Raw genomic sequence first — 11780 nt, 5'->3', positions numbered from 1 at the left:
CTGCCCGAAGGAAGTCAGAACCGACTATCTACTCGGCATGAGCATCCACGCGGCGAGGTAGATCAGCGCGACGGTTCCGCCGGAGACGACGGTGCCGAGCACTGTCAGGACTCGGACGAGGTTGGCGTCGACGCCGAAGTACTCTCCGATGCCGCCGCACACACCTGCGATCATCTTCTGCGAGTCGGAGCGGACGAATTCTTTGGGTGGGTTGGTGGAAGTCATGCCGATAAGTCTGCGATGTGGTGGTGCCCTTGCATATCGGGAAGTCCACCCATCTTCACCCTGAAGTGGACGGTAATGCAGGCACCTTCGAGGTAACAAACTTTTCACCCGTAAAGGTTTGCAAAGTCGTTTCTTTCGAACAGTTTTCGCGCTGTCTCGATCGAAAGAAGCGTTGCAAGGGCACCGATGAGGGCGTAAGAATTCGACACGAACACTCAATGCTGCGCCGCGCTGCCAAGTGCGGTAGGAACGACATCAGGTCGTACTTTCTACGGCTGTTCCAAATGACTAGTACAGGAGTTTTCATGGGTTCAGCAGCAGTGTTCATCAACGACATCATTTCGGGCGTTTTCGACGGGCTCGTCGACTCGATCGTGGACCAGATCGTGGGCGTACTGACATCCGGTAGCGCTGCCTGATTTCGTTCACGGTGCACGCTGTAATCGCAGTCGGGGGCGGTTACGGTGGCATTGAAAACGCGTCCGAAAAGTTATGTTCGGCAATGCAGCGGATCGAATTTTGGATTTCGACGTGCAAGATGTGATCTCGTGAGGTAGAAATATCGCTACAGAGACCGTTTTGTGATACCCATCACAGACTCTCTGAACTATTTCCTCTCACGAAGGAGTTCTCATATGGGATCCGCCGAACTTGCTGGACTTTTCGGTCTGCTGGCCAAGCTTTTCGGAGCAGCATCGGGTAGCTCGGACACTCCGCCAGCCTAAGGCCTCTGATTCGTTCGACTATGGCCGGTGCCCCGCAATGCTGGGGTACCGGCCATCGGTCTGTCCGGCGACGCACACCCTAGTCTGGGTCGGTGCACACCGTTCCCATACAGATGCCCGACGGTTCGACAGTGCCGGTATCGCTGTTTCCGGCAGACGGACCGGACGACGCCCCGGTCGTGGTGATCATGCCGGGGCTCGGAATTCCGGGCGGCTACTACCGCCTGTTCGCCGAAGCGCTGGTCGCCCGCGGTTTCCATGCCGCTGTAGGTGATCTCCGCGGACAGGGCGACAGTGTGCCCAAACCCAGTTCCGCCAGTAAGTACGGATACCAGGAACTGGTATCGGTGGACTTTCCTGCCATCTTCGAGGTGGTGCGCGAGCAATTTCCGGCGGCCACTCCCTATCTTCTGGGCCACAGCATGGGTGGCCAACTCGGGTCCATGTATGCAGCTCGAATCCGCGGTCGACTGGCCGGGCTGATCTTGGTGGCCTCGGGGTCGCCGTACCACCGAGGCTTCGGAACTGTGCGCGGTGTCCCACTGCTGTTCGGTGCCGCAGCCATGGCGTTGACGAGCAGCGTTGCCGGCTTCTGGCCAGGCGATCGCGTCGGTGTCGGTGGTTTCGGGCGGCAGTCGCGTGTGCTGATCGAAGACTGGTCCAGATTCGCCAGGACAGGATTGATCGAGCCGTCCGGCGCAGATATGGACTACGAGGAGCGGATGGGCCGACTGAAGCTACCGGTCCTGACGATCACGATCGAAGGGGACGAGGTGGCACCGCCGGGGTCGATGAAGAACTTGGTCGACAAACTTCCCAACGCCGACGTCACCGCCGAACACGTCGCCGAGTCACTCGGCCACAACGGCTGGATTCGAAATCCAACGGCCGTCGCGGACCTCGTGAGCTCGTGGATACATCGCTGAAAGTTTCTGTCTCCGACGCTAGGGCCGTAGCGCGTTCCACAGGAATTGAAAGGACAGCGCCGTCTTGAAGGCCAGCTGAGCGTTGTCTGCAGCGCCGCCGTGCCCGCCTTCGATGTTCTCGAAGTAGGTGACGGGCTGGCCCAGTTCTTCGAGCCGCGCGGCCATTTTGCGGGCATGACCGGGGTGTACTCGGTCGTCGCGAGTCGAGGTCGCAATGAGGATCGGCGGATAGCGTTTCTCGTCCGGGGCGACGATGTTCTGGTACGGCGAGTATTCGGAAATGAAGGCCCACTCGTCGGGGTCGTCCGGGTCGCCGTATTCCGCTACCCACGATGCCCCTGCCAGCAGTAGGTGATATCGCTTCATATCCAGCAGCGGTACCTGGCAGACCAGCGCCCCGAACAGTTCGGGGTACTTGGTCAGCATGATTCCCATCAGGAGTCCGCCGTTGCTTCCGCCCTGAGCGCTGAGCTGGCTGGGCGTGGTGATCTCGCGCTCCACCAGATCCTTTGCGACCGCCGCAAAATCTTCGTGGACCTTGTGTCGGCCTGCGCGCAGCACCTGGGTATGCCATTCGGGGCCGTACTCGCCGCCGCCTCGAATGTTGGCCACTACGTACGTGCCGCCTTGCTCGAGCCAGGCCAGACCGGTTGCACCGCTGTACGACGGCGTCATCGAGATCTCGAATCCACCGTAGCCGTAGAGCATCGTCGGACCGGCGGCCATGCCTTCCTTGCGGACCACGAAGTAGGGCACGGAGGTGCCGTCGAGTGAAGTCGCAAAATACTGGGTGACGGCCATCGAATCGGTGTCGAAGAACGACGGTGCCTGTTTGAGGATTTCGAGGTCGCCGCCGACCGTGCCGAACAGCAGCGTGGCAGGCGTCAGATAACCACTCGACGACAGAAAGAACTCGTCACCGTTCTCCTCCGCATCGGTGCCGACGATCTCGGTGGAGGTCGAATCCGGTAGGCCGAGCAACGGCTGATCATCCCAGGCACCGGGCCCCGGAGTGAGCACTCGGAACTCGCTGCGCACGTCTACGAGCGTGACGACGAGCAAGTGGTTCTCGGTCCAGGCGAACTGATGCAGGGAGCGGTGCGCGTCGGGCGAGAACAGTACGGTCATCTCGCGGTCCCCGGCGAGGAAGCTCTCGAAGTTCGCGGCCAGTAGCGCGCCGGACGGATACGTCTTGTCGCCGATCGTCCACTCGGTCATCGTGCGGACCAGTAGCCACTGCTTGTGGACCGAAGTCGTCGCATCGGTCGGCGTATCGATCAGCGTCAGGTTCGTGCCGTCGAGCAGATACATTTCGGCGTTGAAGAAGTCCGTCGCGCGTTGCACGAAGTCACGTTCGAATCCGGGAGTTCGGTCGTGCCACGCCGAAATCGAGATGTCGTTCGGCGTTCCCTCGTACACGGTTTCGGCCTCGGCAAGCGGGGTACCGCGGGTCCACCGCTTGGCGATACGCGGATATCCCGAGTCGGTGAGCGAACCTGGACCGAAGTCGGTTCCGAGATAGACGGTGTCGGCGTCGATGTACCCGATGTCGGTCTTTGCCTCGGAAACGAAGAATCCGCCCTCCGATTGTTCGCGGAACGTGCGCGTCCGCAAGTCGAATTCACGGACGATCGACGCATCGGCGCCGCCGCGGGACATCGTGACCAACGCGAGGTGCTGATCGGGGCGCAGCACCTGCGCACCGCTCCACACCCAGTTCTCGCCTTCGGCTTCGGCGACGGCGTCCAGATCGAGCAGGATGTCCCATTTGGGAGAGTCCTTGCGGTATTCGGTCATCGTGGTCCGACGCCACAGTCCTCGGATGTGCTCGGCGTCGCGCCAGAAGTTGTACAGGTACTCACCACGCCGCCGCGCGTACGGAATTCGTGCGTCGGTGTCGAGGACCTCGCGCACGCGCGCTTCGATCGCGTCGAATTCGGGGCCGGCCAAGGCGGCGGTGGTGGCGGCGTTGTGGGTGCGGACCCAGTCCAATGCGCGCTCTTCGGTGACCTCTTCGAGCCACAGGTACGGATCAGAGGTGTTGCTCATGCCCTATTTGTACCCTCGTAGGTACTGTCCCTCCGAAGGTGACCGGCCACGTGCCGATGCTCACTCTCGTGTCGGGGTCGTGGTGTTCGAGGAAGGATCGGCTGAGATGAATCTGTGGGAACAGCACTGCTGTCTGCCGCTGGTGCCCACTGCGGACATCACGGAGTTGGCTCGCTACCCGCTCGGGTCGTACGTGTCCGTCAACGTCGGCTTCTCGCCGCATTCCAAAGCTTTCGTGACTGCGCTGGCGCAGAAGTTCCGTCGTAAAGCCCTCGCCGACGGGCGTTTTCGCATGGTCGACGCGGTGGACGAACCCGAAGCTGCCGAGCTGATCACCCTGGCGTTCGACCTGGAGGATTCCGGTCCACTCGAGGGCGATCTCGACAACGTTCGCTACTTCCACAGCCTCGGTGTGCGGTCCATGCTTCCGACCTACAACCACGCCAATGCGGCAGGAGGGGGATGCCTCGACGTCGAAGACACGGGTCTGACGGCGTACGGGAGGGATGTGGTTCGCGAGATGAATCGTGTGGGGATGCTCGTCGACGGCTCACACTGCTCGGTCTCGACCGGGCTCGACGTGGCACGCAGCACCGAGTGCCCAATGATCTACTCTCACTCCAATTTTGCCGCACTGTGGCAACATCCGCGGAACATCACCGATGAGCAGGCGCGCGAATGTGCGCGTACCGGAGGTGTCGTGGGGATCAACGGCGTCGGCATCTTCCTCGGCGTCAATGCGCCCGAGGACGATGACAAACGGGTGCAGGCGATGGCGGACCACATCGAGTACGGCGTGGAGTTGCTCGGCATCGAGCACGTGGGTATCGGCTCGGATTATTCTTTCGACCACGAAGACTTCAATCACGAGCTGAGAATTCACCCCGAGGCGTTCTCGGACATGTACACGCGTTGGGGACCGCTGCAGTGGGTTCCACCGGAAGGAACGCTCACCCTGCCGGCGGTGCTGCGTAGTCGTGGTTTCGACGACAAGGCCGTCGAGGCCGTGTTCGGTGGGAACTTCCGGCGGGTCGCCCAGGCGACACACGCAGCTACCGGCAGGTAACCGGACCGTCTCGAGACAGGGAATCCGTACGCGACTAAGCTGGGGAATCGTGACCTCACACTATGACGTCGTTGTCCTCGGAGCCGGTCCCGGTGGGTACGTCGCTGCTATCCGCGCGGCACAACTCGGACTGAGCACTGCCATCATCGAGAAGAAGTATTGGGGCGGTGTCTGCCTCAACGTGGGCTGCATCCCCTCGAAGGCGCTTCTCCGCAATGCCGAACTTGCGCACCTCTTCACAAAAGAGGCCAAGTTGTTCGGCATCTCGGGCGAAGCGAGCTTCGACTTCGGCGCAGCCTTCGACCGCAGCCGCAAGGTCGCGGAGGGGCGCGTCAAGGGAATTCACTTCTTGATGAAGAAGAACAAGATCCCCGAGTTCGACGGCCAGGGCACCTTCACCGACGCCAACACCATCGAGGTGGAGTTGACCAAGGGCGGCACCGAGACGATCACGTTCGACAACGCCATCATCTCCACCGGCAGCACCACCAAACTGCTGCCGGGAACGTCGCTGAGCGAGAACGTCGTCACGTACGAAGAGCAGATCATGACCCGTGAACTTCCGGGTTCGATGCTCATCGTCGGTGCAGGCGCCATCGGCATGGAGTTCGGCTACATCATGAAGAACTACGGTGTCGACGTCACCATTGTCGAATACCTCGATCGCGCGCTCCCCAACGAGGACGCCGACATTTCCAAGGAAATCGAGAAGCAGTACAAGAAGCTCGGCGTCCGCATCGTCACCGGTGCCGCTGTACAGAGCATCGACGACGACGGCTCCAAGGTGACCGTCAAGTTCAAGAACAACAAGTCCGGTGACGTCGAAACCGTCACCGTCGACAAGGTGATGCAGTCCGTCGGCTTTGCCCCTCGCGTCGAAGGGTTCGGTCTCGAGAAGACCGGTGTCGAGCTCACCGATCGCGGTGCCATCGGCATCACCAGCACGATGAAGACCAACGTCCCGCACATCTACGCAATCGGTGACGTCACTGCCAAGCTGCAGCTCGCTCACGTGGCCGAGGCTCAGGCCGTCGTGGCGGCGGAGACCATCGCCGGCGCCGAGACGCTGCCGATCGAGGACTACCGCATGATGCCGCGTGCGACGTTCTGCCAGCCGCAGGTCGCCAGCTTCGGACTCACCGAAGAGCAGGCTCGTGAAGAAGCGCAGGCACGTGGCTCCGACATCAAGGTCGCGAACTTCCCGTTCGCAGCCAACGGCAAAGCACACGGGCTGGGGGACGCTACCGGTTTCGTCAAGCTGATCGCGGACACCGAGCACGGCGAACTTCTCGGTGGTCATCTCATCGGCCCCGACGTTTCCGAGCTACTGCCGGAACTGACGTTGGCCCAGAAATGGGATCTGACCGTCAACGAGCTCGCTCGCAACGTCCATACACATCCGACGTTGTCCGAGGCTTTGCAGGAGGCCATTCACGGCCTTGCAGGACACATGATCAACTTCTGATTCTGGAACAGTTCGAAGCTCGTTCGTCTTGTGTGCGCACAAGACGAACGAGCTTTTTTCATGCACTGTCCGGACTCGTCCTCGCGTGGCAGGATGGGCTTTCCGACCGGTGTTTCTCGCGGCCAGGACGATACGACCCAGGCGAAAGAAGTGCATTCATGAGGAGTTTCGACAACAAGGTCGCCGTCGTCACCGGAGCCGGATCGGGGATCGGCCGCGCGCTCGCCCTCGACCTCGCGCACCGCGGCGCGAGGCTGGCGCTCTCGGACATCGACGGCGAAGCGCTCACGGAGACGGTCGTGTTGTGCGAGAAGATCGGTGCTCGAACAGTGTCCTACCAGTTGGACGTGTCCGACCGCGCGGCAATGTATTTTCATGCCGATGCGGTCGTCAGCGAATTCGGACGCGTCAACCTCGTGGTCAACAATGCAGGCGTCGCGCTCGGCGCGGATGTTCTGGATATGACCTGGGACGATTTCGAGTGGGTCATGAACATCGATTTCTGGGGAGTTGTCAACGGCTCCAAAGCATTTCTGCCGGCGCTCATCGAGTCCGGTGAAGGACACCTGGTGAATGTGTCGAGCGTGTTCGGGTTGATTGGCATTCCCGGTCAGAGCGCATACAACTCGGCAAAGTTCGCGGTGCGCGGTTTCACCGAGGCGCTACGTCAGGAAATGAAAGTCGCCCGCCATCCCGTCGGCGTCAGCTGTGTACATCCCGGCGGAATCAAGACGAACATCGTTGCCAACGCACGAGGAATGGCAGATCTGGGAGATCACGACGCCGTCGTCCGACGCTTCGAGCAGATCGCCGTCACCTCGCCCACGCGCGCGGCCAAGGTGATCCTCGGCGGCGTCGAGCGCAACAAACCGCGCATCCTCATAGGCCCGGATGCGCGACTGTTCGATCTTATCCCTCGTGTAGTGGGGCCACGGTATCAAGATATTCTGGCGCCGATCAACAGGATTGGGCGAGCAACCGGTGCCAAGTTCGGGTCGAACAAGAGCTAGCCGCAACCGGTCTCGTTCAGAAGTCGCGTTCTATTCGCAGAGTTTCGATAGTCGTCGCCAAGCTGTCGTACTGCCCGACCAGCAACAGAAATTCGATCAGCTGGCGTTCGTCGAACTCGCGTGCCAAGGCTGCCCAGGTTTCGTCCGACAGGTTCTTGGTGGCCAGTAGTTCGTCGGTCGCGGTGAGTATCGCTCGGTAGCGATCACCCAGACCGACCGCTGTCGGCCCTTCTTTCACTTGGGCAAGAAGGGCTTCGGTCACTCCGACGCGTCTGCCGATTCGGCGGTGATGGTCCATCTCGTAACCGCAGTCACGTACGTGTGCGATGCGGTTGATCACCACTTCCGTTTCCTTGCGTGAGATGCGGCCGCCGGGCATCAGCTTCCCGCTGTAGAACAACCAGCCTCGGAAGAGGCCGCGGGTGCGTCCCAAGGTGCTGAAAAGATGCGCGTTGGGCGCGCCTGCGGCTTTCGACAGGACGCGCCACAACACCCAGTTGACCGGGCCTAGATCCTTGAACGTTCCGGACGCAATACGCGGTGAGCTCACGCCCCGACGCTACCTGCGGCTCCCGTCAGGTACCGGGAAACGAGCACTCGGTCTTCGTGGGCATGAGCGGTGCATCAGATCCGTAGCGCCCCGCCATCGACGCCGCCTGCTCGGCACGGGCGATGACAGTTTTCTCCTGCGAGGGAATGTGCGCCATCATCATGGTCCTCGCCTCGTCGAAGCTTTTTCACCTTCTCGCGAAGGTCCCTGCGCGGCATGGAAGTACCGTTCAGATCGCCATGGCTGCGCGGACATCGGCCTCGGACTCGCTACCGCCCGCGCCGGTGGACGTGATGCGCCCGGCCTCGAGAATGTAGTAGTTCTGGGAAGATTCGAGCGCGAACCCGATGTGTTGTTCCACCAGCAACACTCCGAGTCCGCCGCGCCGCGTGAGATCGAGAATCGTTCGTTCGATCTCCGCGACGACGGATGGCTGAATACCCTCGGTCGGCTCGTCGAGAATGAGCATCTTCGGCTCGGTGATGAGTGCACGGGCTATCGCCAACTGCTGACGTTGACCACCGGACAGAAGACCCGCACGCCTGGTGAGCAGTTCCTTCAACGCGGGGAACAGGTCGAGGGCCTCACCGATCAAAGCCTTACCCCGCGTGCGTCCGTCGGCGACGACCTGTAGGTTCTCGGCCGTGGTCAACTGGCCGAACGATTGCTGGCCCTGCGGGACATAGGCAAGACCGCGCGCGACGCGAGCGCTGGGGCGTAGCGAGCTGACATCCTCACCGTCGAAGAGGACCTTCCCCGAGTTGACCGCGAGCAGGCCGACGGCGGCCCGGAGCAGAGTCGTCTTGCCTGCACCGTTGTGACCCATGACCGCGGCGACGCCGTCGGCGGGGACGGTCAGTGAGACTCCATGGACGACCTCGCTGCGGCCGTAACCGGTGCGTACGTCGACGAGTTCAAGCATGTTTGTCTCCTAGTGTGGCGTCGGCGCCCGCGGCGGCGGTACCGAGGTAGACCTCTTGAACCTTGGGGTCGGCCTGTACCTCGGCGACGGTGCCTTCGGACAGGATGCGCCCAGCGGCAAGAACTGTCACCGACGTCGCGAATGCTCGCATGAAGTCCATGTCGTGCTCGACGACGACGACGGTCCGTTCGCCGCCGATCCGGCGAAGCAATTCGCCGGTCTGCTCGCGTTCCTCATGGCTCATCCCGGCAACCGGCTCGTCGAGAAGCAGTACATCGGCGTTCTGCACCAACAGCATTCCGATTTCCAGCCACTGCTTCTGGCCATGGGCAAGTATGCCCGCCGGCTTGTTCCTCTCTTCGGTCAGACCGATGGTCTCGAGCGCCTCCTCGATCTCGGGCGAGACCGCAGTGCGGCGGCGCAGCATGGTCATGATCGAACGTCCTGCCCCGGCTGCGATGTCGAGGTTCTGCAGGACAGTGAGCTGTTCGAAGATGCTGGCAGTCTGGAACGTTCGTCCGACGCCGAGTCTGGCGATCTGGTGCACCTTCTTACCGAGCAGTTCGACGCCGGACTTGGTGATCGACCCGGTTGCGGGTACCAGTCCGGTGATGGCGTCGATCAGGGTGGTCTTGCCGGCGCCGTTGGGTCCGATGAGGAACCGCAGATCGCCCTGCATGAGCGTCAGATCGACGTTGGTGTTGGCCTTGAATCCGTCGAAGCTCACGGTGAGTCCGCGTACTTCGAGGTACTGGCTCGACATTCCGGCGTTGCCACCGAACGTCGGCTGATGGTTGTCGACGTGAATCATCGGGCGAGCTCCTTCTCTTCCACATCGATGACGGTGCCGGGTTCGTCTGCAGCTTTCTTGCGACGTCGGAGAGTGAACAGCCCTGCGACGCCTGCGGGGAAGAACCCGACCACGACGATGAACAGCAGTCCTTGGGCGTAGGTCCAGCCTGACGGAAATTGTTCGGACAGAGTTGTTTGCGCCCAGGCCACACCGAGTGCGCCGAGGACAGGTCCCAGCAGGGTGCTGCGTCCGCCGATCGCCACTCCGATGAGGAACGCGATGGAAGGAACGACGCCGACGTCATTGGGGGAGACGATGCCGACGATCGGCACGAAGAGCGCCCCGGCGAGGCCGGCGAAGAATGCCGCAGTCACGTAGGCGACGATCTTCACATCGGCTGGGTCGTACCCCAGGAAGCGCACTCGTTCTTCCTGATCGCGGACCGCGACGAGCAGTTCTCCATAGCGGGAATACATGAGCTGGCGAGTGATGGCGACGACCGCCAGCAGTACACCGGCCGCGATGAAGAACAGCATCTGCTTGTTGGCCGGATCATTGAGGTTGAACCCGAAGAACGTCCGGAATCTGTTGAGCCCGTTGGATCCGCCCGTGGTCTGCTGACCCACCAACAGAATAGCGAAGGCAGCCGCGAGAGCCTGGCTCAGGATCGCGAAGTACGCGCCCTTGACACGTCGTTTGAAGACACCGAGGCCGAGAACGAGCGCGACGAGAGCCGGGATGAACAGAATTCCGAGAATCGTCACCAACGGCGAAGCGAACGGAACCCAATACGAAGGCAGTTCGCGAATCCCGGCGATGGACATGAAATCCGGCACCGCGTCACCGCGGAGGTCGGCATCGGAGATCTTCAGATGCATGGCCATGATGTAAGCACCGAGCCCGAAGAACACTCCTTGCCCAAGCGTGAGCATTCCGCCACGGCCCCAGGCTAATCCGATGCCGACCGCAACGATGGCGTAGCAGATGAACTTGCCGGCAAGGTTGAGCCGGAATTCGCTGAGCACGGCCGGTGCGACCGCGAACAGGAGGACGGCGGCGAGGGCGAATCCCAGCCAGGCGCCACGCTTCTGGACGAAGGTGCTCATACCAAACTCCTTGTCTTGACCGCGAACAGACCCTGTGGGCGGGCTTGAAGGAAGAACACGATCAGCACGAATACGATGACCTTGGCGATCGAGGCAGTCGTGTTGTACTCGATGAACGAATTGAGGATGCCGAGCGCGAACGCGGCGATGACCGCACCCTTGATCTGGCCGAGTCCGCCGACGACGACCACCAGGAAAGCGTCGATCAGGTAGCTCTGCCCGACGGTGGAGCTCGTCGAACCGATGAGCGTCAACGCGACACCGGCGACACCGGCGAGGCCGGACCCGATGAAGAACGTCGAAATATCGGTCCGACGGCTCGAGATGCCCGACGTCTCGGCCAGGTCCCGGTTCTGCACGACTGCGCGGATGCGTCGCCCCATCGGTGTCCTCGCGAGGGCGAACGACAAAGCGAGAACACAGATCACGGCGAGAACCAGAATGAAGATGCGGGTCTTGGGAACGACAGCGCCGAGGATGTCGATGCCACCGGACAGCCAGCCCGGTGAGACTACGTTGACGGCGGGGGCGCCGAAGATATCGCGCGCACACTGCTGCAGGATGAGCCCGACACCGAATGTCACCAGCAGCGTGTCGAGCGGGCGGTGGTACATGCGACGGATCAGAGTCACCTCGAGCAGAACGCCCATGGCGCCGCCGACGAAGAACCCGACGATCAGCGAGATGAACAGCGATGCACCGCCGGTGGAGACGAGTTGTTGTACGACGTACGCGGTGTACGAGCCGGCCATGATGAACTCACCATGAGCCATGTTGATGACACCCATCTGACCGAAGGTCAGCGAGAGTCCCAATGCGGCGAGTAGAAGAATCGATCCGATACTCAATCCGGTGAAAAGCTGCCCGACTACGACATCCATGAGCACTCCTTTACAGTGCAGCTCCGCACAGATGAGTGGACATGCTTTCGCGAGCTGCATGT

The 11780-nt window shown here is 61.6% G+C and carries 12 protein-coding genes; 4 read left to right on the top strand and 8 right to left on the bottom strand.

Annotated elements, in window-relative coordinates:
- Positions 1 to 24: 24 nt before the first annotated feature.
- A complete protein-coding gene (locus tag BJI47_RS06160) occupies positions 25 to 225 on the bottom strand; it encodes a PspC domain-containing protein (protein ID WP_088942887.1) in 201 nt (66 codons plus the stop codon).
- Positions 226 to 1042: 817 nt separating this feature from the next.
- Between BJI47_RS06160 and BJI47_RS06150 the strand changes: the two genes are divergently transcribed.
- Complete coding sequence (locus BJI47_RS06150; RefSeq protein WP_088942885.1) at positions 1043 to 1876, top strand: alpha/beta fold hydrolase; 834 nt, start codon at positions 1043 to 1045, stop codon at positions 1874 to 1876.
- Positions 1877 to 1894: 18 nt separating this feature from the next.
- Here the strand turns inward: BJI47_RS06150 and BJI47_RS06145 are convergent, their stop codons facing one another.
- Positions 1895 to 3925, bottom strand: a complete 2031-nt coding sequence (locus BJI47_RS06145) for a prolyl oligopeptidase family protein (protein ID WP_088942884.1) — start codon at positions 3923 to 3925, stop codon at positions 1895 to 1897.
- A gap of 106 nt (positions 3926 to 4031) precedes the next feature.
- On the opposite strand from BJI47_RS06145, the gene BJI47_RS06140 reads away from it, so the two are divergent.
- The 3 genes from BJI47_RS06140 to BJI47_RS06130 all read left to right on the top strand — a co-directional run bounded on the left by BJI47_RS06140 (position 4032) and on the right by BJI47_RS06130 (position 7466).
- On the top strand, positions 4032 to 4991 hold the full coding sequence (locus tag BJI47_RS06140; protein WP_088942931.1) for a dipeptidase: 960 nt from the start codon (positions 4032 to 4034) through the stop codon (positions 4989 to 4991).
- A 49-nt stretch (positions 4992 to 5040) separates the two neighbouring features.
- Complete coding sequence (gene lpdA / locus BJI47_RS06135; protein WP_088942883.1) at positions 5041 to 6456, top strand: dihydrolipoyl dehydrogenase; 1416 nt, start codon at positions 5041 to 5043, stop codon at positions 6454 to 6456.
- 158 nt (positions 6457 to 6614) lie between these two features.
- Entirely contained in the window at positions 6615 to 7466 is an 852-nt protein-coding gene (locus BJI47_RS06130) for an SDR family oxidoreductase (protein WP_088942882.1), read from the top strand.
- 16 nt (positions 7467 to 7482) lie between these two features.
- On the opposite strand, the gene BJI47_RS06125 is transcribed toward BJI47_RS06130, so the two are convergent.
- The 6 genes from BJI47_RS06125 to urtB all read right to left on the bottom strand — a co-directional run bounded on the left by BJI47_RS06125 (position 7483) and on the right by urtB (position 11718).
- Positions 7483 to 8016 carry a carboxymuconolactone decarboxylase family protein gene (locus tag BJI47_RS06125; protein ID WP_088942881.1) on the bottom strand — a complete coding sequence of 178 codons (534 nt, stop codon included), beginning with the start codon at positions 8014 to 8016 and terminating at the stop codon, positions 7483 to 7485.
- Between the two features lie 25 nt (positions 8017 to 8041).
- On the bottom strand, positions 8042 to 8173 hold the full coding sequence (locus tag BJI47_RS24460; RefSeq protein ID WP_254900414.1) for a hypothetical protein: 132 nt from the start codon (positions 8171 to 8173) through the stop codon (positions 8042 to 8044).
- 72 nt (positions 8174 to 8245) lie between these two features.
- Positions 8246 to 8938, bottom strand: coding sequence for an urea ABC transporter ATP-binding subunit UrtE (urtE, locus tag BJI47_RS06120; RefSeq protein ID WP_088942880.1), 693 nt, complete (start codon positions 8936 to 8938; stop codon positions 8246 to 8248).
- Positions 8931 to 9749: an urea ABC transporter ATP-binding protein UrtD gene (gene urtD / locus BJI47_RS06115; protein WP_088942879.1), complete on the bottom strand. Its 819-nt coding sequence runs from the start codon at positions 9747 to 9749 to the stop codon at positions 8931 to 8933. The genes urtE and urtD overlap by 8 nt, the downstream gene beginning before the upstream one ends.
- The gene (gene urtC, locus BJI47_RS06110; RefSeq protein ID WP_088942878.1) at positions 9746 to 10837 is read right to left on the bottom strand and encodes an urea ABC transporter permease subunit UrtC; all 1092 of its coding nucleotides are present in this window, start codon (positions 10835 to 10837) and stop codon (positions 9746 to 9748) included. Before urtC ends, urtD begins: the two co-directional genes overlap by 4 nt.
- The gene (gene urtB, locus BJI47_RS06105; protein WP_088942930.1) at positions 10834 to 11718 is read right to left on the bottom strand and encodes an urea ABC transporter permease subunit UrtB; all 885 of its coding nucleotides are present in this window, start codon (positions 11716 to 11718) and stop codon (positions 10834 to 10836) included. Before urtB ends, urtC begins: the two co-directional genes overlap by 4 nt.
- Positions 11719 to 11780 lie beyond the last annotated feature (62 nt).

The sequence above is a fragment of the Rhodococcus sp. 1168 genome (genome assembly GCF_002091955.1).
Lineage (GTDB): Bacteria > Actinomycetota > Actinomycetes > Mycobacteriales > Mycobacteriaceae > Rhodococcoides.
Note: the sequence above shows the minus strand (reverse complement) of the source record. Positions and strands in the feature narration are given on the sequence as shown.